The 23,379-nt window shown below is 35.2% G+C and carries 14 protein-coding genes; 8 read left to right on the top strand and 6 right to left on the bottom strand.

The genetic code is table 11. From position 1 onward, the window contains the following. Window positions 1–51: 51 nt before the first annotated feature. Entirely contained in the window at window positions 52–963 is a 912-nt protein-coding gene (locus IR022_RS07990; protein ID WP_194203317.1) for a GNAT family N-acetyltransferase, read from the bottom strand. Between the two features lie 222 nt (window positions 964–1,185). On the opposite strand from IR022_RS07990, the gene IR022_RS07985 reads away from it, so the two are divergent. After that, the gene (locus tag IR022_RS07985; protein ID WP_194203316.1) at window positions 1,186–2,823 is read left to right on the top strand and encodes a beta-N-acetylhexosaminidase; all 1,638 of its coding nucleotides are present in this window, start codon (window positions 1,186–1,188) and stop codon (window positions 2,821–2,823) included. A 39-nt stretch (window positions 2,824–2,862) separates the two neighbouring features. Here IR022_RS07985 and IR022_RS07980 read toward each other — a convergent pair whose 3' ends face one another. Further along, on the bottom strand, window positions 2,863–3,369 hold the full coding sequence (locus IR022_RS07980; protein WP_050710537.1) for a TlpA family protein disulfide reductase: 507 nt from the start codon (window positions 3,367–3,369) through the stop codon (window positions 2,863–2,865). 494 nt (window positions 3,370–3,863) lie between these two features. Between IR022_RS07980 and pheT the strand changes: the two genes are divergently transcribed. Then, complete coding sequence (pheT, locus tag IR022_RS07975; protein ID WP_194203315.1) at window positions 3,864–6,323, top strand: phenylalanine--tRNA ligase subunit beta; 2,460 nt, start codon at window positions 3,864–3,866, stop codon at window positions 6,321–6,323. 73 nt (window positions 6,324–6,396) lie between these two features. Here the strand turns inward: pheT and IR022_RS07970 are convergent, their stop codons facing one another. Together IR022_RS07970 and IR022_RS07965 are read right to left on the bottom strand one after the other, a co-directional pair. Further along, on the bottom strand, window positions 6,397–7,551 hold the full coding sequence (locus IR022_RS07970; protein ID WP_194203314.1) for a PepSY-associated TM helix domain-containing protein: 1,155 nt from the start codon (window positions 7,549–7,551) through the stop codon (window positions 6,397–6,399). A gap of 59 nt (window positions 7,552–7,610) precedes the next feature. Further along, window positions 7,611–9,971 (bottom strand): TonB-dependent receptor, encoded by a 2,361-nt coding sequence (locus IR022_RS07965; RefSeq protein WP_194203313.1) that lies wholly within the window; start codon window positions 9,969–9,971, stop codon window positions 7,611–7,613. A 282-nt stretch (window positions 9,972–10,253) separates the two neighbouring features. Between IR022_RS07965 and IR022_RS07960 the strand changes: the two genes are divergently transcribed. The 5 genes from IR022_RS07960 to IR022_RS07940 all read left to right on the top strand — a co-directional run bounded on the left by IR022_RS07960 (window position 10,254) and on the right by IR022_RS07940 (window position 14,871). Continuing rightward, window positions 10,254–10,973, top strand: a complete 720-nt coding sequence (locus IR022_RS07960; RefSeq protein ID WP_050710541.1) for a YebC/PmpR family DNA-binding transcriptional regulator — start codon at window positions 10,254–10,256, stop codon at window positions 10,971–10,973. A gap of 137 nt (window positions 10,974–11,110) precedes the next feature. Beyond that, window positions 11,111–11,527, top strand: a complete 417-nt coding sequence (locus IR022_RS07955) for a hypothetical protein (protein WP_194203312.1) — start codon at window positions 11,111–11,113, stop codon at window positions 11,525–11,527. After that, complete coding sequence (locus IR022_RS07950; protein WP_194203311.1) at window positions 11,520–12,449, top strand: FAD:protein FMN transferase; 930 nt, start codon at window positions 11,520–11,522, stop codon at window positions 12,447–12,449. Before IR022_RS07955 ends, IR022_RS07950 begins: the two co-directional genes overlap by 8 nt. 60 nt (window positions 12,450–12,509) lie before the next feature. Continuing rightward, window positions 12,510–13,802 carry an electron transport complex subunit RsxC gene (rsxC, locus tag IR022_RS07945; RefSeq protein WP_194203310.1) on the top strand — a complete coding sequence of 431 codons (1,293 nt, stop codon included), beginning with the start codon at window positions 12,510–12,512 and terminating at the stop codon, window positions 13,800–13,802. Beyond that, complete coding sequence (locus tag IR022_RS07940) at window positions 13,792–14,871, top strand: RnfABCDGE type electron transport complex subunit D (protein WP_194203309.1); 1,080 nt, start codon at window positions 13,792–13,794, stop codon at window positions 14,869–14,871. The genes rsxC and IR022_RS07940 overlap by 11 nt, the downstream gene beginning before the upstream one ends. Before the next feature lie 78 nt (window positions 14,872–14,949). On the opposite strand, the gene IR022_RS07935 is transcribed toward IR022_RS07940, so the two are convergent. After that, complete coding sequence (locus IR022_RS07935; protein WP_194203308.1) at window positions 14,950–16,461, bottom strand: catalase; 1,512 nt, start codon at window positions 16,459–16,461, stop codon at window positions 14,950–14,952. A 188-nt stretch (window positions 16,462–16,649) separates the two neighbouring features. On the opposite strand from IR022_RS07935, the gene IR022_RS07930 reads away from it, so the two are divergent. Beyond that, entirely contained in the window at window positions 16,650–19,019 is a 2,370-nt protein-coding gene (locus IR022_RS07930) for a family 20 glycosylhydrolase (RefSeq protein WP_194203307.1), read from the top strand. Window positions 19,020–19,118: 99 nt separating this feature from the next. Here IR022_RS07930 and IR022_RS07925 read toward each other — a convergent pair whose 3' ends face one another. Then, window positions 19,119–23,366, bottom strand: coding sequence for an acyl-CoA dehydratase activase-related protein (locus IR022_RS07925; RefSeq protein WP_194203306.1), 4,248 nt, complete (start codon window positions 23,364–23,366; stop codon window positions 19,119–19,121). Window positions 23,367–23,379: the final 13 nt, after the last annotated feature.

Raw genomic sequence — 23,379 nt, 5'->3', positions numbered from 1 at the left:
ATAGTAGAAGAGAATTATTCCATTTAAGGATAATTCTCTTCTTTTTTATTGTTAAGTGTGAGACAAGATCGGAAAGATAAGTTTATTCTTCTCAAACAGCTCTTTACTATTACCCATCATAAATAGGGTAGTGTCTTCTTCCTTTAAGAGCTTTATTTCATATTTTTCACTATCAATAGGCATGAAGTGCATAATTACATTTTGTATTTGATCGGTAATCATTGCACTGATAACAGTATCTATATCCTGATCTTTTGTTGATAGAATATCATATAGAATAAGGTCACTCTCGTTATACTCAGCAATAATGACTGCATCTATCGATTCAATGTAAAATAGATTGTCTTTGAAGCTGAATTTGTCAAAGTAGTTGCAGTAGAGCATTATTTGCCCTGCGTTATCAACCATAGAAACTTTGAATAATGGAACAGCATTCTTTGCCTTGTCGTATAGTAGTTTATAATCATTAGCATTGTCTATGTTCATCTTTCGGACAATGTGAGAAGTTTCTTTATACTCTAGTTTCTTAATGGCTTGATACTCATTAACAGGAGTAAAACCAAAGAGAGGATAATAATCTAAAACACTATCATTGGCATAGAGATAAATTAGATCGGACTTCTCTTTCCATTCCTCTATTACTTTTTCTAAGAGGAATCTGTTTAGTCCCTGTTTTCTATATTCTTCATCAGTACATACTGTACCCAATTGTACGAATCGTTTTTTCTTGCCAAGAACAATAAAGTCTATTACACTTACTGTAATATGGGAAACTATTTTGTTGTCGTCAAATAAAGAATACAATAGGCAATTATCCTCCCAATGACCACTTTTATACCATTTTTCGAAGTCAAATTTCCAAATCTTCTGGGTTTGAACGTAAAGGCTGTTTCTCAAGACTTCGTTATCTTTATAATTAGTGATGTAATTATATTCTTTATTGTTTATCACTACCTTTTGCATATTTCTTTTTTTTACTGAAAATGATTAACTGAAATCTTTGATGGCACTACTTCCTTATTATTACAAGTTATTTCTGTTGTGCATACCGAAGTAATAAATAAGACTAAGACCTTAAAATGTTAATTTGCAAATGTATTATTTATAATTGATCTACTTGGGTTGGAAAGAATATAATTAAATCTTAAATTTGAATATAGAAACCTTATAATAGCATTTATTACTATGAATACTCGAAAAACACGATTATCTACTGTTATCATTCTCATTTTCTCGTTTTTTGCATTATCGGTAAATACCTATGCAAACTCAGATGTAAATGTAATTCCTAAACCTCAAAAAGTATCTTTGGGAGAAGGCTTTTTTACTTTTAATCCGAAAACAAGCTTACTCTATGCTAGTAATGATCTAAAAGTCATCGCAGGAACATTTCAAAGGACTTTAGAAAATGAATTTTCTATTAATACATCTCCTAAGCTAAATGTAAATGGAAAAGCTGTGGCAAACTCTATAGTGCTTCAACTTGATTCTAAATTAGGAAAAGAAGCATATGCACTCGACGTTCAGGCTGATAGGGTACTCTGTAAAGCATCCACTGAGGTTGGTTTGTTCTATGCACTTCAGAGTTTAACACAATTGATAAAAATAGAGAATGGTAAGCAGATTGTCCCCGTTGTATCAATTGAAGATGCTCCCGTATATGGATGGCGAGGGTACATGCTTGACGAATCGCGCCACTTCATGGGAAAAGAGGCTGTAAAACAATATCTGGACATAATGGCTCGTTTGAAGCTAAATGTCTTTCATTGGCATTTAACAGATGAACAAGGATGGAGAATCGAAATAAAAAGATATCCTCTGTTAACTCAAGAAGGCTCAATAGGTAGTTGGAGTGATATTGATGCCCCAAGCGCATTTTATACACAAGATGAGATAAAAGAGATAGTTGAATATGCCGCTCAACGTCATATTATGGTAGTGCCCGAAATAGATATGCCAGGGCATGCTACGGCAGTAGGGCGTTCGTATCCCGAAGTATCGGGAGGTGGTGAAGGTCGTTGGAAAGATTTTACCTTTCATCCGGCAAAAGAGGCTACCTATGAATTTATCAGTAATGTTTTTGATGAAATAGTACAGCTATTTCCTGCACCATACATTCATATTGGAGCAGATGAGGTTCACTTTGGAAATCAATCATGGTTTACTGATCCTTTGATGCAGAAATTTATCAAAGATAATAATCTGAAGGACGAAATAGGTCTGGAGCATTATTTTGTGCGTAGAGCTTGTGATATTGTAAATGCGAAAGGTCGTAAGATGATTGGGTGGGACGAGATTATAAATACCGGTGTATCACCAGATAAAGCTATAATAATGTGGTGGAGGCATGATAAACCAGAGTTGTTAACTCAAGCTTTGGATAATGGGTTTGATATTATTCTAACTCCTCGCATACCTTGCTATTTTGACTTTGTACAAGATGATAGTCATCAAATAGGACGACGTTGGGCTGGTGATTTTAATGAATTGGAAACTGTATACGATTTCTCAGGAAGTATATCTAAATTAATTGCTAGCCATCCTAAGCAAATATTGGGAATGCAAGCCAATGTATGGACAGAGCGTATTAAGGATAAAGCAAGGCTCGATTTTATGACATATCCTCGCTTATTGGCTCTTGCTGAAAATGCTTGGTATGATAATAGTGTGAGCAATAGAAATTACGTTGGTTTTGAGAGTCGTGTAAAAATATTTCTCAAGTATTTAGATAAATTCAATATCAAATATTTTAATCTCTTTGATAAAAATTCTACACCTGAACCTTGGGGACCCGATAAGCAAGATGTTTTAAAAGACGGATAAAATAAAAAAGAGCTATTCAATAATGAATAGCTCTTTTATTTACAATGTCTTTTTTTCTAATATTCTGTTCAAATCTTTAGGAGTCAGATTAATTGCCATGATGACGCCATTTTCGTCAATCAGGTAATTTTGAAATCCTTTCTCCAGTTGATACTTTTGATAAATTTCAGAATTCGACCCCTTTGTATCTAAAAACTGATACCTGTCGTTTATTCCGTCAATACTTAATGTTTTTTCGAATACCGCTTTACTTTTGTCAAATGAGACAGACACCATAACTAATGGGTGCTTCTCTTTTTGTAAGGTATTCCATAAAAGAACATTTTTCATGTGGGATTCTGCATCGTATGCAGCCCAAAAACTTACCAATACTTTAACTCCTTTCAGATGCTCTAAATCGAGCTTCGTGCCTGAATCATTATTGATTTTCAGCTCAGGCATAAGGTCTCCCGGGTAAATACCTTCCGAAATCCTCGAAGTCCTTGGCGTGTAAGATGATGTTATTAGCACTATCGCTACAAGCAAGAAATACTTCAAATACTTCATAAAATAATATTTTGGTTAGAACTACGACCTTATTCATAGGATCACCCTCGGAATAAGGCCTTTCCGATTCTCGGAATGGCCGATTCTACGCTTAGAATCAGTATACTTTTTAATAAAGTGGCACAAAGATACGGCACTTTACTCCAAAATCAAAATGGGCTATCTTTATTCTAGATATCGGATTTATAACAATGTTTTGTGCAAAAGGTTTTCAGCCAATATAGATTTTATCTAATAATAAAGTAACCGATATTCGGTTTTTTTTACAGCAAAGTGCATGGATAGCCTCTTTTTTTAGGGTAGACAAAGAAAATTTTGTAATTTTGGCGAACTAAAAGTCTCATGTTTTTTTACCACTTTTATTTATAGATAAAACTGTTGTAGAAAGCTATATTCTGAGAATATACTCATGGGATGTTTACTCTGGCTTTAAAAGAAATAGTATTATATAAAATATAAACAGCTAATAAGTTAGCTAAGAAACAATTTGGAATATGAATATTTCATACAATTGGTTAAAAGACTACATTAATTTCGATTTGTCGCCCGATGAGGTGGCTGCTGCTCTTACTTCAATAGGGCTTGAAGCCGAAGGGGTAGAAGAGATCCAAACTGTAAAAGGGGGACTCGAAGGTTTAGTTGTGGGTGAGGTGCTTACTTGTGTAGATCACCCCAATTCAGATCATTTACATGTTACTAGCGTAAATGTAGGTCAAGAAGAGCCTTTGCAAATAGTATGTGGAGCAGCTAATGTTGCTGCCGGACAAAAGGTTATAGTAGCTTTGGTTGGCACTAAGCTTTATTCGGGAGAAGAGTCTTTTACAATTAAGAAATCAAAAATAAGAGGCGAAGAATCTTTTGGTATGATTTGTGCCGAAGATGAAATCGGTCTTGGAACAAGCCATGATGGTATTATTGTTCTACCTGCCGATGCAAAAGTTGGTACACTTGCCAAAGATTATTATAATATCAAAAGTGATTTTTTGTTAGAGGTTGATATTACTCCTAATAGGGTAGATGCTGCTTCTCACTTTGGGGTAGCTCGTGATTTTGCTGCTTATTTGAAACAAAATGGAAAAGCAACCGATTTAAATCGACCTTCGGTAGATGCTTTTACTGTTGATGCAACAGAAAAAGGAATAAATGTAATAGTTGAGAATGAGGAAGCTTGTCCTCGTTATGCGGGTATTACAATAAAAGGAGTTACAGTTAAAGAAAGTCCTGATTGGTTGAAAGATCGCCTTAATATAATTGGTTTACGCCCTATAAATAATATTGTAGATATTACCAATTATGTACTTCACGAGATGGGGCATCCTTTGCATGCTTTCGATATGAAAGAAATTTCAGGAGGTACTGTTTATGTGAAGACGCTAGCTGAGGGTACTGAGTTTGTAACTTTGGATGAGCAAGATCATACGTTAAGTGATAAGGATCTGATGATCTGTAACGACAAAGAGGGTATGTGTATTGGTGGAGTCTTTGGCGGTTTAAAATCGGGAGTGACAGAAAGTACTACGGATGTATTCTTAGAATGTGCTTATTTTAATCCTACATGGGTACGTAAAACAGCACGCCGTCATGGATTGAGTACCGACTCATCATTTCGTTTCGAACGTGGTGTTGATCCTAATGATACATTATATGTTTTGAAACGTGCAGCTTTGCTGATCAAGGAAGTTGCAGGAGGTAATTTTGTGGGAGAAATTCAAGACATTTATCCTACTCGAATAGAGAATCCGATAGTTGAACTTTCTTATGCCAAAGTAAATTCACTAATTGGTAAAGATCTGGATAAAGGAACTGTAAAATCTATTCTAGCTAGTCTCGAGATAGAGATTAAAGGAGAATCTGATGATAAATTAACATTAAGCATACCTACTTATCGTGTTGATGTACTGCGCGACGTAGATGTTATTGAAGATATTCTTCGTATTTACGGATATAATAATATAGAAATAGGAGAGTCTCTAAAATCTAATCTATCTTATCAAACACCTACCGATAAAGGCTATGATTTACAAAATCTGATTTCGGAGCAGCTTACGGGTGATGGTTTTTATGAGATAATGAATAACTCTTTGACTAAAGAGGCTTATTATACAGGCTTGGAAACGTATCCAGATTCGAAATGTGTTCGTTTACTGAATCCATTGAGCACTGACTTGAATGTGATGCGTCAAACCTTACTTTTCGGAGGTTTAGAAAGTATTGCATACAATAGAAATAGAAGAAGTAACGATCTTAAATTCTACGAATTTGGTAATTGTTATTATTTTGATGCAGACAAAAAAGAGGCTGATAAACCATTGAGAGAATATTCAGAAGAATTTCATCTGGGACTTTGGTTATGTGGTGATACAAACAGCAATAGTTGGGCTACTACAACCGAAAAATCATCAGTGTATCAATTGAAAGCATATGTTGAGAATATATTGTCTCGTTTGGGAATGTCTCAAGGTCAATACGAATACGAGCAGTTCTCGAATGACATTTATAGTGTAGCTTTAACTATTAAAACTCGTAGCAGAATTATAGGTACTGCAGGTATTGTGGCTAAAAAAATATTGAAGCAAGCGGATATAAATACAGAGGTGTATTTTGCTGAATTGAACTGGGATGCTTTGATGAAAGAAACTAAAAAGCATAAAGTTACATTTACAGAGATATCTAAATATCCTCAAGTAAGAAGAGATTTAGCGTTGTTGTTAGATAAAAATATTTTATTCGAACAGATAGAAAAAATAGCTTATAAATCGGAAAAGAAACTATTGAAGGACGTAAGTTTATTCGATGTATATGAGGGTAAGAACCTGCCTGAAGGTAAAAAATCATATGCGGTGAACTTTGTTATTCAAGATGATGAAAAAACATTGACTGATAAGCAGATTGATGCTATTATGCAAAAGATTCAAAAATCGCTAGAGCAGGAATTAAATGCTCAATTGAGATAGTATTATACATCTATTTTATATACTAAAAAAGGATTCTGTTATTCAGAATCCTTTTTTAGTATTAATGAATTTATTACTTCTTCTGTTTACTTCTTTTTTTCCACCAAAGTATAAAACCTGTGATAGGAAGACTAGCTGTAATCAAACTAGCTAAGAAAACCAGCAATTTACCCGCAAAGCCACCTATGGCTCCCACGTGTATATCGTAGGTCATTCTATAGAACTTATCACCCGCAGACGAATCTTCGTATTTTATGCCATACATACCACCACCTTCTAATTCTTTAAGCGTATACTGATCAAAGAAGCGAAAATGCCTTTTATAATATGTATCGTTGTTAACGGAGTTAAAGCAAATACGATATGCATCAGCTTTCTTATCAGGAAAGTCGAAAATAAATGAACCCTCTATTCCAATAGGGTATTCAGCTTTTACTCTTGACCACAGTATATCTGCCGTATTTTCGAGGCTAGATATGGCTGTAGTATCAGATTGTGCTACCTGCCATTCTTTAGGCTCTTTACCTCCCGAAATTACTTTGTAATATGAGTTGGCATACCATTCGAAACTCCAAGTAAGACCAGTTAATGCAATCACCAAAGCAATAAGTGCAGCATAGATACCTAATACATTGTGGAGATCATAATTGAGTCTAAAGAATCCTGCATTCTTTTTAATTGTAAGTCGAGGTTTTAAGGATTTTTTATTCCATCTTTTAGGAATCCATAAAATGATACCTGTAATGAGTACAATAACGAAGATCAAAACAGCCCATCCCACAATTTGATGTCCAATAGAATAAGGTAGCCATAGATTGCGATGTCCTGACAGTATAAATCTGAAAAAATCATTTTTCAAGACTTGCTTATTAATGTAATCACCTGAATAAGGGTTTAGCACCAAAAGGGTATATCCATCTTCGTGATGATCGTAGGCTACTGTGGCTGCTTTGTTTTGTCTGCCATAAGTAATACCATAAATGGTGTTACTGGTATCAGCTGGAGACGCGTATATGTATTGCTTTGACTTTTCTTTAAGCTCCAAAGGAGAAAGAAATGGCTTGTTTTCTACTTCTACGTATTGGTAGGGCTGAAATATATCACGCAGTTCTGTCTGAAAAATATATATACATCCCGTAATTGCTACAATGAATACAACAATACCCGAAATCATTCCTAACCAGAGATGCAATAGATAACTTATTCGCTTGAATGATAGTTTCTTCATTAAAGATAAATTCTGTTGTTTTTTAAACGTTTACAAAAGTAATAAATAGGTCTATAACCTTAGAAATTATAAGTAATATTTAGTCGATAGTTTACAGGAGCTTCAGTTTGCCAATAATAGGCTGGCGTGTGATTTATTTTATTGAAACTACCCGAATATAAATAACTGTCAAGTACATTATTAACCATTAAATTAATAGCTAATATTCCATTTGACCAACCCGCTCCGGCGTCTAAACGAAAATAGTTAGGTAGTTCTTCTGCCTTTACTGTATTATCAGACCACCATGAAGATCTATCGATAAGAGATGTACATCCTGCCTGAATATTAAAGCCACTCAAAACACCTTCCGTGAATTTATATTTCAGATTGGCATTAATTGTATGTTTAGCTACTCCCGGTAGTTGAGTTCCCTTAGGATATTCGGAAGAGCTTTTGGTCACTTCAGATTCAGTAAAGGCATAGTTTGCAACAATATTTAAACCTTTAAGTATTTCTCCTTGTAGATCAAACTCAATACCTTGATCTCTACTTTGTCCTATTTCCAGAACATATATTTCTCCTGAAGCATTATTAGGATCGGCAGCTAAAAGATTATTTTTAATGATGCGATATAGTGATAATGTACTATTCCATTTTCCTCCAAACCAAAGTTTTTTGGCTCCAATCTCCATATTATTACCTGTGATTGATCTAATGCCTTTTCCATCGCGACGCAAACCACTTTGAGGTAAGAATGTTTGGTCATATAGAGCATATAATGAGGTGTTTTCGTTTATGGAATAACTAAGACCTAAGCGTGGAGTGAATTTGCGTTCTTCAACCGAAGTTCCATAAGAATTACTTTTTACATAAGTATATCGACCTGCTAATGTTAAGCGTAAACTTTCGTCAAAAAAAGAAAGCTCGTCTTGCAAATAAAGTCCTGTATATGTTTGTGTAACTTGAGGACCTCCTGCACGTTCTTTCACACTTTTACTTCGGTCGAATACAGGATAACCTAAAGCTGGCGCTCCATTATTAGGATTGTAAATATTGAATGAGCCGATAGTGTCAAGAACAAAAGATTGCATCCAATCTGCCCAATATTCCTTATTTCCCATATCTAAACCTCCTAATATACGATGTACAACACTTCCCGTCTTGGCTTTGCCATTCACATAAGCTTGTCCAAATTTCATCTGAGAAATAGCATCCCATACACTTGCTCTACGTCTCATATATCCTTCACTATTAATAGAATCTGGCCACATGGAGCTACCTACTTGATTGTAATTGAAATAAGCTGCTTGTGCTGTTAGCTTCCAGTTGGGATCGAAATTGTGTTGAAGGTTCAAAATTATACTATGGTCATTTATTTTAGTAGGCTCCATTCCTCCTGATAACATCGTGAAATTTCGAGGTAATGTTCCGTAACCTTGTGTCGAGAAGCTATAATATGAGCTTATATTTGACATCTCTACATGCTGTAATGTATATTCTGCAGTAAGTTTTGTGTTGTTATCAATAATATAAGAAATAACAGGAGCAATACTGTATCTATTATTGAATTCGTTATTACGGAACGAGTTTTTAAGTTGTCCCATTAAATTTAGGCGATACAATAGTTTTCCCGATTGATCTAGTTTTCCATCAAGGTCTATACTTGCTCTATAAAGATCATAACTACCTAATGTAAGTGATGCCTGATGTTTCGTTTGTCCAGTTGGCTTCTTCATAACTACATTGTAAATCCCACTGGGGTCGCCGTTCGACATCATAAATCCGGCAGGACCTTTTACGAACTCAATAGATTCAACAAAACTCATATCTTCCGTTAATGGTCCCCAATCTGATGTAATATTCATCCCTTCTCTAAAAGCGGCAGCACGTCCACCTCTCATATTAACACGGGTGTATAAATCGCCCCAATGTTCCTGACGTGTAGCTCCACTTACATTGCGAACAATTCCGTCGCTCATGCTGAGTATCTGTTGATCAGCGATCATAGATGAGTTTACAATCTGTATGTTTTGAGGAATTTTCACTAAGGGTTGATCCAATCGGATTGAATTTGATGGCTGTCTTGATACATATCTATCCATGGAGGTCGAAACCACAACTTCGTGAAGGGCTTGACTTGTTTGTTCCATCGTAATTTCTCCAACATCAGTTGTAGAGTTCGATAGGACATCTATTTCTACTGTTTTGGTATTATAATTGATAAGTGTAGCAACTAGTGTATATTGTCCGGCAGGTATGTTTTTGAAGTAAAATGTACCGTCTGATTTAGTTGTCGTTCCCCAATTAGTTCCATCTAGCCTGATGGTTGCATATTCGAGAGCTTCGCCGTCACTGTTTTTTATTAAACCTTGTATATCTTTTGCTGTTGCAATGGATATACTTAAAAATAAGCACATTAAGATTAGATAAAATTTCATTTTTTTAGAGTTTATTTTTTATATAAAAATCGTGTGAAGTAATATAAATAGTCCTAGCAATACAATCACCTATAATGGTGAAATTAGTAGCTCGAAATCATTATAATTAGTGAGGCGATGAGCTTAATAGAAATGCTTTTGCATTTAGTTTTGGATAAAAAGATCTTCGAGGAAATATTTTTTTGTAGTTATCAAAAGGTCTTACTCTTAATAGTTTCTTCTGTATGCTATTTTTTATACTTTTGTAGCCAGAAAAGAAATTAATGAAATATAATAATAGATATGGGAAGAGCATTTGAATACCGAAAAGCAACGAAGATGAAACGTTGGGGCAATATGGCTCGTGTATTTACTAAATTAGGAAAACAAATAACTATTGCAGTTAGAGAGGGAGGACCTGAGGCTGATACAAATCCTCGTTTGCGTGTATTGATACAGCAATCGAAGAAAGAGAATATGCCAAAAGAAAACGTTGAACGTGCAATTAAGAAAGCTATCTCTAAGGACGAATCGGACTATAAAGAAGTTACTTACGAGGGATATGGTCCCTTTGGTATTGCAATTGTAGTAGAAACGGCAACAGACAATCCCACTCGTACAGTTGCTAATGTGCGTAGTTATTTCAATAAAAATAATGGATCATTAGGAACAACAGGTAGTTTAGAGTTTCTATTCGACCATAAATGTGTATTTAAAATATCACCTAAAGAGGGTGTTTCTCTAGAAGATCTTGAACTTGAACTTATCGACTATGGTGTAGATGAAATAGAGCAAGACGAAGAAGATATACTTTTATATGGTGAATTTAAATCTTACTCGGATATTCAAAAATATTTGGAGGAAAACGGATTTGAAATTCATAGTGCTGAGTTTGAAAGAATTCCACATGAGCTAAAAGAGGTTACTGAAGAGCAAAGAGCCCAAATAAATAAGCTTTTGGATAAGTTTGAAGATGATGAAGATGTTCAGAATGTATTTCATAATATGATGCCTGAAGAATAATTGACTATATCTATAAGTTGAAGAATCTTATTTGTTATTAAATAAGATTCTTTTTTTATTATAAATAGTTAATTAATACTCAATACGACTACGTATTGAGTATTTTTGTAAGTAAAATAACTTAATGTCTAGATAAAATGACAACTGTAAAGAAGATTATTCTTTTTCTGTTTGGTATTGTTTTGATAGTCTTTGGAAACAAGGCTGCAATAGATACTATATTTAAGGATAATGATGGCTTAAAAGCCCCTGATTCAGAAGAAAAAGAGATTGCAAATAAGAATCCTGTAATCACAGAGGAAGTAGATACAAAAGAGACAGAGGTTATAACTCCTAATAATGATAGCTCTTCACCTAAAGAGGAGGAAATAAAGGTTTCGGAAGTCTCAAAGAAAGAGATATCCAAGGCTTCTGAGCCTAAACCTAAAGATAATAGCGTAAAAGAGCAATCTGCTAAGGTTGCTGAAAAGAAAGAAACGCCAAAAGTAAAAGAGGCTGCTGCTCAAACAAAGATAGAACCAGTACAAGAAGAATCTGCTGCTGCAAGTGAATGACGGACTTTTATATAAAGCTCAGGTGCGATGGTTATTCCATGCACATATTAAGATAAAAATACCGGTTTTCTGTGATGAAAGCCTGTTTGATGAACTATTTGCTATATTAGAAGATGTTGACAAACATTATAATTCATATAGCGAAGGTTCTTTTTTTGATTTAATAAATAAGAATGCCGGGCATTTTGTAGAAGTAGATGAGGAGACTATAAGTTTATTGAGACAGCTTATATACTTTTCGGACTTGTTTGATGGTGGCTATGATATCACCGTAATGCCTTTGGTTCGCTTATGGGGTTTTTATAAAGATGAAGCCCCTCGTTTACCATTGAAAGAAGAAATTAAGGCTACCAAGAAGTTAGTCAACTATAAGAAAATAGAAATAGAAGGCTCTAAGGTTCGGATTGCAGAAGGACAGGAGATAATTACAGGCTCGTTTATGAAGTCTTATGCAGTGGATAAACTGGTTCAGAAAATGAGAAAAGAAGGCATTACCGATGCCATTATTAACGCAGGAGGTAGTACGATCAAAACACTAAATAACTCGGTACATCCTTACTGGGTTGTAAATGTAGAGAACTCATTGAAAACAGATGATAGCTTATTTAAGCTGAAGGTTTCTAATGCTTGTTTTTCGACTTCGGCACAAACAAAGACTTTTGTAGAGATCGGTGGTAAAAGATATGGGCATATCATTAATCCAATAACGGGTTATCCTTCCGAGAATAAGCAAATTGGCATTATATCAACCAATTGTTTTGTGGGCGATATTATATCAACAGGTTTATACAATCAGACATTAGATGGTTTCACGGAGAAAATGAAGCTATTATCAAGTCAGTTTGATGTTGAGGGCTTTTTAATGGATAAAAATAATAGCATTCGTTTTTCGGATGGTTTCGAAAAGTATATTATACAATAGAGTGCAACAATAAAAGGTCTTAAGACCTATAAAGAAGAAACCTTAACAAAGCATAAAATTATGATGCATATTTTTTCGATGAAGAGCAAAACCAAGCAGATGAGTATATCGGATATTCCTGATGCTCCTGTCTTGTATTTGCCTTTATTACAACATATAGGACAAGCGGCAATGCCTATTGTAGAGGTGGGCGAGTATATTTTTAAATATCAGATCATTGCGGAAGAAACACGTAATCTATCAGCTAATATTCATGCTCCCGTTTCGGGAACTATCAAGGCAATAGAATTGCATCCTTTGGCTGACGGAACTTTAGTTGAAACTATTGTTCTTCAAAATGATTTTCAAAATAAAGAGATCGAAAGACCAATATTAGAGGCTGATAACTTAACTGCAGAGGAAATATTAACAATAATAAAAGGTGCAGGTATAGTAGGAGAAGGAGGTGCTCAGTTTCCTACCTTTGTAAAATACAATCTATTGGGTAAAAAAATCAATACTTTTATAGTAAACGGAACTGAGTGTGAACCTTATCTTACAGTAGATTATGCTTTGATGAGGGATAAAACAGAAGAGCTTTTTCGTGGCATCTTATTGATTAATAAAGTACTGCAAGCGCATGAAATAGTTTTGTCAATTGAAAAACAAAATAAGGAATTACTGGATGTTTTTCGTCCGTTTCTATCTCAACCCGAATATAAAAATATAAGAGTTGCCATATTACCCAATCAGTACCCTCAAGGTGGAGAATTACAGCTTATAAAATCTATTACAGGAAAAGAACTACCTCGTGGAGTTTTACCCAAAGATGAAGGTCTGATGGTTAGTAATGTAGGTACAATTCATGCAGTGTATAATGCTCTTGTAGAGCAAAAGCCTTTAACAGAGCGTATAATTACGATTTCGGGAGAACAATCTAAAAAATCAGGAAACTATTTGGTTAAGATAGGTACGCCGATAAGTCACATTTTAGAGCATCAGAGTTTAACAAATACTTTGGATGATAAACAATTGGTACTAGGTGGCCCTATGATGGGGAAGAATATCACTAATACTTCTGCACCAATAGTGAAAGGTGCATCGGGAGTTCTATTTTTCAAAAAGAAGGAGATCAAGAGAAATAATTGTATTTCGTGTGGATATTGTGTTGATGTATGTCCTATGAAATTAATGCCTCTTGTTTTTGCAGAAAAGTATAGAACTGGAAAGATTGTGGCACTCGAAAAATACAGTTTAAATTCTTGTATAGAATGTGCTGCTTGCGAATATATTTGTCCGACAGATGTTCCATTGATGGAAAGTATTAAAGAAGGAAAAATTAAACTTAAAGCGTTGTTGACTCATGCAAACTGATAGTAAAACTATATATACCCCCTTTGTAAGAGCTAAAGATAGTGTTTGGGAAGTAATGTCGGATGTTTTACTGGCACTTGTTCCCTGCGCAGCTATTTCGTACTTCGCTTATGGAGAAGCTCCTCTATTCGTCATGTTCGTTGCTGTAATAAGTGCTATGATTGGCGAATTTATATTTGCAGGAATATTTCTTAAAAAATGGGATACACTGCTTGATGGTTCGGCAATAGTAACGGCTATTTTGTTGGCTTTTACCTTAGCTCCCTTTACACCATGGTATGTGGTCGCTTTTGGTTCGGCTATGGCTGTAATTTTCGGTAAAATATTATGGGGAGGATTAGGACGGAATATGTTTAATCCAGCTTTGGTTGGACGTGAGTTTATGACCGTATTCTTTCCTCTTGTAATGACCTCTCGAACTATTTGGTATAATAAAGATTATGTCAATTTTCAGGATCTAAATATCTTCAATTTCTTAGGAAACGGAGGTTTTACTGAATACCTCAATTCTATATTCTTTAAACCATCGGGTGCAATAGGCGAATATTCGGTTATACTATTAGTCTTGGGTGGATTATATCTTCTTTTGCGTAGACGTATTTCGTGGCATATACCATTCGGATTGTTGGTTACTTTTTTCATCTTACTACAAATATTTGCATTTAAAGACATAAAGTTTTCTTTAGGAGGAATATTATTAGGAACCTTATTTATGGCTACTGATATGCCATCAAGTGCATCTACTAAGATGGGTAAGTTATATTATGGTGCTATGATTGGTCTGGTAGCCATGCTATGTTTATTAAATGATGTAAAATACGAATATATGTCGTATTCTATCTTACTGGTTAATGGTTTTGTGATTCCTATTAATTGGATATTTAAAACTAATGTATGGGGAGAAAAGGTGGCTATATTGCCTAGAGTAGGTAGTGTTGTTTTACTAACTATCGCAATTGTTGTCGCAACTTTTGCTTTAGTATATCTTCATCATTATGATTTGGTGAGGTATCTGATTTTTGCTTATATACTATATATAATAAGTAGATTTTGTTTTTCAAAACGATAAAATGAAATTGAAGAAAGAAATAATAAAAGCCCGATAGTTTTTTACTATGGGGCTTTTATTATATACTACAAATTGTAATTACTGTGCAGTAGCTCTTACTCTATCTTCTTGACTCATTTCAGCTAACTGTCTTACTCTGTCAACACTTAACCCTAAGCCTTGTGCAATACGTGTTCCGTATTCGGGGTGAGCTTTGTAGAACAATGCCGTTTGGCGTAATTGAATGCGTTGTTGTGCATTTTTTATATGTCCTACAATATTATTAATTAGGTTGGTTTTGTCATACTCACTTAGTACACGACCATATAATTCTCCAGTCTGTACAAAATCGATATCACCTAAAGGATATTCATGTCGTGCAGCTAGTCCTTGTACATCCAATGCAGGAGGTGTAAACTTTGCATCGGGTGCAGGACCTTCGAACGAATTAGGATAGTAATTGGGTGAAGGTGCATCGTTACGAGTATTCATATAGCTATCTCGTTGATAATTATGCATCGGACATTTTGGTGCATTTACAGGCAATTGGTCGAAGTTTGCGCCTAATCTATGTCTATGTGTATCGGGATAACTAAAAAGACGTACTTGCAGCATCTTATCGGGTGAAGCAGCTATACCGGGAACGAAATTACCGGGAGAGAAAGCGGCTTGTTCAATTTCATTGAAATGATTATCAGGATTTCGGTTTAATACAAACCGACCTACGGGAATCAATGGATATTCGCCTTGATACCATACTTTGGTAATATCAAAGGGGTCAAATTTATAATTGTCAGCTTCTTCGGGTGTCATTATCTGAACATAGGCATTCCATGCAGGATAATCGCCTTTCTCTATACTTTCATAAAGATCGCGGGTTGCATAGTTGGGATCTGTTCCTGCTAATTCGGTTGCTTGTTCATTAGTAAGATTTTTCACACCTTGTGCTGTTTTGAAATGCCATTTTATCCAAACATGTTCGCCTTTGGCATTATACCACATAAAAGTATGACTTGAGAAACCATGCATGTGACGAAAACCATCGGGAGTACCTCTATCCGAGAAAAGAATAGTTATCTGATGAATGCTCTCTGGTGTGAGAGAAAGAAAATCCCAGAATGCATCAGGGTCGGGTAGATTTGATATTGGATTTCTTTTTTGAGTATGAATAAAATCCGGAAATTTAATACCATCTCTAATGAAAAATACGGGAGTATTATTACCTACCATATCGTAGTTTCCTTGATCAGTATAAAATTTCAGAGCAAATCCACGAGGATCTCGTGCTGTATCAGCAGATCCTTTTTCACCACCTACTGTTGAAAATCTGATTAATATATCTGTCTTTTTTCCGATCTGAGAAAGAAAATCGGCACAAGTATATTTTGTAACATCATTTGTAACTTCAAAATAACCAAAAGCTCCAGAGCCTTTAGCATGTACAACTCTTTCGGGAATACGTTCTCTATCGAAATGTGCTAGTTTTTCGATCAAGTGGGTGTCCGAAAGTAAAGTCATTGTAGGATTTTGAGTTGTAATCGAAGCCTGATCATTGTCAACAGGGGCACCTTGATTAGTAGTTAAGGTTTTCTTTTTTTCTTCTTCTTTCATAGTTGTAATTAGTTTAGTATTATATGAGATTGATATATTTTTCCAGTATATGGTTTTATCAGAACTCGTTTGTGTATCTTTTGATAACACAGAAGGTGGCGAAAAGTTTATAAAATTTAGAATTTTTTCACTATGTAATTTATTTGTATATTTATTGTCTTTAATTCTCAGTTATAACCAATTTAACCATGACACATTTCCATACGCTAAAAAAAAATGTAACCTTAAGACTATCCATAATCACAATTTTTTCTCTATTGTTTTTATTATCTGCATGTAAAGATGATAATACGATCAAAGAAGCAAATTATAGCATAGTTCCTTTACCTCGAAAAATAGTTCTTCACGCTGAAAGTGAACCTTTTATTTTAAATAAATCGACTAAAGTATATTATGTAGAACATGATAATGAATCACATCAATTGGCTTCTTTTCTATCTGCATATATAAAAGAATCAGTAGGTGTTGAACTTCAACTGACTAATAAAGATGAATCTAAGGATATTATAAAATTTGAAGTAGATAGTACACTTAATCTAAACCCTGATTATTATAAATTATCTGTAACAGCAAATAATATAATAATACATGGAGCTAGTGCATCAGGTGTATTTTATGGTATTCAGACCTTGCGTAAATCACTACCCGCAGATAAAACGAACAAGGTGTCTTTGTCTGCTGTCGAAATTGAAGATTATCCTCAGTTTTCGCATCGAGGAGCATTATTAGATGTTTCACGTCATTTTTATTCTGCTGATTTTATTAAGAAGTATATAGATGTGTTGGCATTGTTCAATATGAATGTCTTTCATTGGCATCTGACTGATGATCAAGGGTGGAGAATCGAAATAAAGAAATATCCCAATCTTACTAAAATAGGTTCGCAAAGATCAGAAACGGCTATCGATCGCCATTCTGAAGAATATGATAATACACCTTATGGTGGTTTTTATACTCAAGACGAAATAAAAGAAGTTATAGAATATGCACGTCAACGCTATATAACAGTTATCCCCGAAATAGATATTCCCGGACATACATTAGCTGTTCTTACATCTTATCCCGAATTAGGATGTACCGGAGGACCTTACCAAGTAGGGCGAGGTTGGGGGATATTTGAGGATGTTCTTTGTGCAGGAAATGATAGCGTATTTACATTTCTTGATGATGTATTTACTGAAGTAGCAGACTTATTTCCTGCTAAATATATTCATATTGGAGGTGATGAGTGTCTTAAAAATAGGTGGATGGCTTGTCCTAAATGTCAAGCAAGGATAAAAACTTTAGGAATTAGAGAGACAAAAGAGCATTCAGCAGGAGAACAGCTGCAAAGTTATTTTATCCATCGGGTGGAGGAAATAATAAATAAGAAAGGTAAATCTATAATCGGTTGGGATGAAATATTAGAAGGAGGTATTGCGCCTAATGCTACAATTATGTCGTGGAGAGGAACCGAAGGTGGAACTTACGCAGCTAATAAAGGGCATGATGTTATAATGACTCCCGAATCACATGTTTATCTGGATTATTATCAATCGTCAAATGTTGATAGTGAACCTTATACTTTTGGTTGGTTAACCAATTTGGAAAAGGTATATAGTTTTGATCCTATTCCAACTGAATTACCAAAAGACAAACGAAAGCATATTTTAGGAGGGCAAGTAAATGTTTGGGTAGAATATATACCTACGAGCAAAAGTGTAGAATATATGTTATTACCTCGTATGGCTGCATTGGCTGAAACGTTATGGTCATATCCTCAAGAAAAGAATTATAATGACTTTGTTGAAAGAATGTATCGTCAATCTCTATTGTTGGATAAACTAGGTTATGCAAACAATAAGCAGGCTTATGGGGTACAAGCTAAATATGATTATGATACGGTAAAGAGTGAGATAAAGATAATATTGTCAACATTTGATAATGCTCCCATTTACTATACTTTGGATGGAACTGAACCGACAGAAAAGAGCCTTAAATATTCACAACCTATTGTTATTGCTAAGTCGACAGGCTTAAAAGCTGTTGTGGTCAGAGAGGGTAAGCAAAGTGAAATGTATTCAAAGGAATTTTCTTTTAACAAAGCTACAGTGAAGCCTATTGAATTAAAAAATCAGCCGGATAATAAATATACTTTCAATTCTCCGATAACATTGGTAGATGGAGAAAAAGGATATAAGAATACTTATCGTACAGGCTCGTGGCTTGGTTTTTTAGGAACGGATATGATAGCGACGATAAAATTAGGTGAGCAAGTTTCAATTTCCTCGGTGAAATTAAATCAATTCATAAATAGTCGTGGTGGGCTTTTATTTGCCAGATCAATAACTATTGAAGTTTCAGATGATGGAAAAACTTTTAGCCAAGTGCATCATAAAACGTTGCCTATTCTTAATGAGCATATTAAACCTCAGGTGTTTGATGTAGAAGCAAGTTTTGATACTATAAAAACTAACTATATCAGAGTAACTCTAGAGGCTATTAAAGAATTACCATCATGGCATGAAAAAGCAGGGGCTAAGGCGTATATAATGATTGATGAGATAGTTGTAGAATAATAAAAAGGAGAGTTTGAATCACTCTCCTTTTTATTTAAGTATTTAAATGTATTTAATACTATACTTGTCAAAGCGGTAATTAAAGTATAAGACTTTAATTTATGAGATCATAAAATGTAGACGATTTTGTAGATTTACTTCAGCAATACCTCCATCGATATCAAGATATAGGATGTTCATATCAGGATATAGAGTTTTCAATCGCTTCTCAATTCCTTTAGCTACAATGTGATTAGCTATACATCCGAACGGTTGAATACAGACGACTTTATTAACTCCCTTGCGTGCGTAGTGAGCTATTTCCCCTGCAATAAGCCATCCTTCACCATATTGATTAGAGAGGCTTAATACTTCGGAGGCCGCTTCAGCTTTAGCAAAAATAGACTCGGATACTTCGTAGAATTTGAAATTGGTCATTATCTTTTCGAACTTCTTAATCTTGCTATTGATCCAAGTCCAGATAAGAGGTTGCATCGCTTTTTCGAAAATTGTTTCTTCTTTCAGACCGTTTCTTACATCTTCCTTATTGTTTACAAAGAACTGTATCAAGAAATCTAAGAGTGGAGGGCACGAAACCTCTACTTCTTTCGATCTCAGCCATTCAGTTATATTTGCCTGAGCATAATTATTGTATTTAAGGAAAATTTCACCTATAAGACCCACTTTAGTATATTGTTTCTTGAAAATAGGAACATTATTGAAATCGGCAACAGCCTCTTTTAATAATCGGCGTAGTGTTTTGGGCGAATTTGCTCTTACTCCGTCTATACCTCTTTCTATATAGAAATCAAATACCTGTTGCGATGCACCTTTTGTCTTTTCACGTACTGTTATAGCGCTATGCATCTGCTGTAGAGCATCCGAATAAAGAACAAGATCAACAGCTATTTTAGCTAGTTTTTTCCAGTCGATATTGAATTCACTTTCCTCATTTTGATATGAGTCTCCAGACGAAAGGGCTATAACCGGAATGTCTCTGAATCCAGCATTTTGTAATCCGCTCTTTATTTGAGCCAGATAATTGGTTGCACGACATTGTCCACCTGTTTGAGTAATTGCTAGAACAACATCTTGCACATCGTAATCACCCGATTGTAGAGTATTTATAATATCTCCCAATATAAGAGTTGAAGGGTAACAAACTTCGTTATTACCATACATCAAACCTAAATCGGCCGATACTTTATTTGATTTAGGGAGGTTCTGTATTTTATATCCAACCAACTCACCTAAAGCAGGAGCAAAAGGAGATAGAAAATCAGTAAACCAAGGGATAAGTATTGTTTTCTTTCGGTCCTCTTTAGTATAAGGTGTTCGATAACCTTCGTATGCAGGTTGAGGAGTTCTTTGTTCTAAAGTATTGATTGTTTTTAAAGACTCAACTAATGAACGTAAACGTAATCGGATAGATCCCGGACTGGCTATCTCGTCAATACGCAGAACAGTAAGGTTCTTACCTGCTGCTTTTAATATATCTTGTGTCTCATCCATGAAAAAGGAGTCAGGGCCACATCCGAAAGAATTCAACTGAATCAATTGTATATTCTGAGGTAATTTTGCAACCTCCATAGCTGCTTGCACTACACGATTTGGGTATGACCATTGAGATACAATGTTCAAACGTCCGAATCCTGAGCTTTCTTCTTTACGGAAAACATCATCAGTAAATACTGTAACACCAAGATCTGACAATATTTGTCCGACTTTTTGATGGATAAGCGGATCGGCATGATAAGGTCTGCCTGCAACAACAAAAGCAGTCTCGTTATTTTCAATAGCCTCGTTGAGCAAATCTTTTTGGCTTTCTCTTAGCTGTATTTTTATATCCGTTTTTACCTTCATCGCTTTCTCAAACGCTTTGCTGAGAACAGATTTTGAAACACCTAATGATAATAAATAGTCATAACAGCCTTTTTCTAAAGCCTTATCGCTACTGAAAGTTATGACAGGTTTATCGAATGCAATACCGTATTTCTCATCGGGTTCTACTGAACTTCTGATAACTTCGGGATAGCCACTGACAACAGGACAGTTAAAAGAGTTGGACGAACTGCCAAATTCTTTTTCTTCCTTTGGTATAATAGGGTAGAAGATGCGATCGACTTTCTGTTCAATGAGAGACAATACATGTCCATGTACCAGTTTGGCAGGAAAGCATATATTATCGGACATTACACCACCCACACCTTTTTGATAGAGGGGAAATGTAGATTCAGGTGATAATCTTACATTGAATCCGCATTCTGATAGAAGTGTATGCCAGAAAGGATAATTATCGAACATATTCAAAACACGAGGTATCCCGATTGTTTTTCCTTGTTGGATATTGTCGGCATTTACCCCTCGGCTGAATAATATCTCATTCTTTTCATCAAAACCGTTATAGCCTCCTTTTTGTATAGAGCTTTTGCTGTAAAATATCTTTTCGCACTTATTACCTGCATAGCATAGATTGCCGTTCTCGAACTTGAATCGTAATACTGAGCAGTTATTGTTACAGCCTTTACATTGAAGTTCCCTAGTGTCAATGGCCTCTATATTCGGTAAAGATATTGCTTTGGTGTTAGGAATTGAGGTCTGTTTTTTCTTCCATAACCTTTGAGAATAAAGGGCAGCACCTAGGGCTCCCATTAATTCGGGGTGATCTGTGGAGCTGATAGATTTGCCCGAAAGCAATTCCAATGTGCGATATACTGCATCATTACGAAATGTACCTCCTTGAACAACAATATGATCGCCCAATTGCTTTAGATTCGATATTTTAAGAACCTTATATAAGCAGTTCTTTACAACAGAATAAGCAAGACCGGCTGCAATATCATCCATTCCTGCATTTTCACGAAGCGACTGTTTTACTTTCGAATTCATAAAAACAGTACAACGAGAACCTAAATCAGATGGATATTGTGCTATACATGCAGCGTGTGAGAATTCGCCTAAAGTCATGTTCATTGTTGATGCAAAGTTCTGCAAAAACGAGCCGCATCCGGCAGAACAGGCTTCATTGAGTTCAATATTGGAGATTACTCCATTTTCGGTGAATATCGATTTAATATCCTGACCTCCAATATCGAGAATAAAAGAAACTTTAGGATCTACATATTGTGCTCCAGAGAGGTGAGCCATCGTTTCTACAATTCCGTAATCGAGCCCTAAAGCCGATTTTATCAGGTCTTCTCCATAGCCTGTAGCTGTTGAGGATAAAAACTTGTATAATACGCCTCTTTCTTCTGCTTTTTTGTAGAATTTAGAGAGTCCTTCAATGACTTTCTTTAGAGGGTTTCCCTCATTACTACCATAGAAACGATATATTATATTGGCATTGGCATCCATTACTACAATTTTGGTTGTAGTAGAGCCCGAGTCTATACCAAGAAAGCATTCTATTTCTTTTTTACTACCCAGTTCTTGGAATTTGAGAGGCTTTATCTTTCTGTTTTTCTTCCATTCCAGATATTCCTCTTCATCTTTAAACAAAGCAGGTAAATAATCTTTCTGAGCTGTTGTGTTGTCTTCAGATTTAGCAATTAAATCATTCAGATTGTGATGAGTTACATTCTTTTCCTGATATAATGCAGCACCCCAAGCCGGAAAGTATTCTCCGTTTTCGGGTAGTATAAAATCATTATCTTCTATCTTTAAAACTTCTCTGAATGAGTTTCGTAAAGCAGGAATAAAAGTAAGAGGACCGCCAATACATAGTATTTTAGGTGTAATATCGCAGCCTCTGGCAAGAGTTGTTACACTTTGAAGGGCAACTGCGTGAAGGATAGAACCCGATATATCAGATACTGGTATATTTCTACTTATCAGGTTTTGAACATCTGTCTTAGCGAATACGCCACAACGAGAAGCTATCGGGTAAATTTTATCAAATTTAAGAGCTTGGTTACCTAGTTCTTCTGTCGAAATATTCATTAGATTTGCCATCTGATCGATGAAAGCACCTGTACCACCGGCACAACTGCCATTCATGCGTATATCAGGGTGTTTACCTTCTTTAAAGAATACCATTTTGGCATCTTCTCCGCCTAAATCGATGAGAGTGTGTGTATCTGGATATATTTTATTTACCACCTCTACTGCTGCTACTACTTCTTGTACAAAAGTGACGCCAATACGTTCGCCAATACCCATGCCTGCTGATCCTGTAATGTTTATACAGAATTCGCTATCAGGAAATTGTGTTGTTACCTTATTTAATTCTTCAGCAAACGATTGCTGAATGTTAGCCTGATGTCTTCTATAAGTTTTATAAATAATTTGAAAATCGGCGTCTATAATTACGATCTTGATAGTTGTTGACCCAACGTCAACACCCATCTTATATTGAAGTTTTGTGTGCATGTTTAGCAAATAT

Origin of the sequence: Dysgonomonas sp. GY617 (assembly GCF_015233815.1) — a bacterium.
Classification (GTDB): Bacteria; Bacteroidota; Bacteroidia; order Bacteroidales; family Dysgonomonadaceae; genus Dysgonomonas_A.
Note: the sequence above shows the minus strand (reverse complement) of the source record. Positions and strands in the feature narration are given on the sequence as shown.

Coding starts and splice junctions, on each gene's coding strand:
- IR022_RS07985 (WP_194203316.1), top strand. CDS start 1,186: ATGAATACTCGAAAAACACGATTATCTACTGTTATCATTCTCATTTTC.
- IR022_RS07990 (WP_194203317.1), bottom strand. CDS start 963: ATGCAAAAGGTAGTGATAAACAATAAAGAATATAATTACATCACTAAT.
- IR022_RS07940 (WP_194203309.1), top strand. CDS start 13,792: ATGCAAACTGATAGTAAAACTATATATACCCCCTTTGTAAGAGCTAAA.
- IR022_RS07930 (WP_194203307.1), top strand. CDS start 16,650: ATGACACATTTCCATACGCTAAAAAAAAATGTAACCTTAAGACTATCC.
- IR022_RS07965 (WP_194203313.1), bottom strand. CDS start 9,971: ATGAAATTTTATCTAATCTTAATGTGCTTATTTTTAAGTATATCCATT.
- IR022_RS07925 (WP_194203306.1), bottom strand. CDS start 23,366: ATGCACACAAAACTTCAATATAAGATGGGTGTTGACGTTGGGTCAACA.
- IR022_RS07970 (WP_194203314.1), bottom strand. CDS start 7,551: ATGAAGAAACTATCATTCAAGCGAATAAGTTATCTATTGCATCTCTGG.
- IR022_RS07955 (WP_194203312.1), top strand. CDS start 11,111: ATGACAACTGTAAAGAAGATTATTCTTTTTCTGTTTGGTATTGTTTTG.
- pheT (WP_194203315.1), top strand. CDS start 3,864: ATGAATATTTCATACAATTGGTTAAAAGACTACATTAATTTCGATTTG.
- IR022_RS07980 (WP_050710537.1), bottom strand. CDS start 3,369: ATGAAGTATTTGAAGTATTTCTTGCTTGTAGCGATAGTGCTAATAACA.
- IR022_RS07960 (WP_050710541.1), top strand. CDS start 10,254: ATGGGAAGAGCATTTGAATACCGAAAAGCAACGAAGATGAAACGTTGG.
- IR022_RS07935 (WP_194203308.1), bottom strand. CDS start 16,461: ATGAAAGAAGAAGAAAAAAAGAAAACCTTAACTACTAATCAAGGTGCC.
- rsxC (WP_194203310.1), top strand. CDS start 12,510: ATGATGCATATTTTTTCGATGAAGAGCAAAACCAAGCAGATGAGTATA.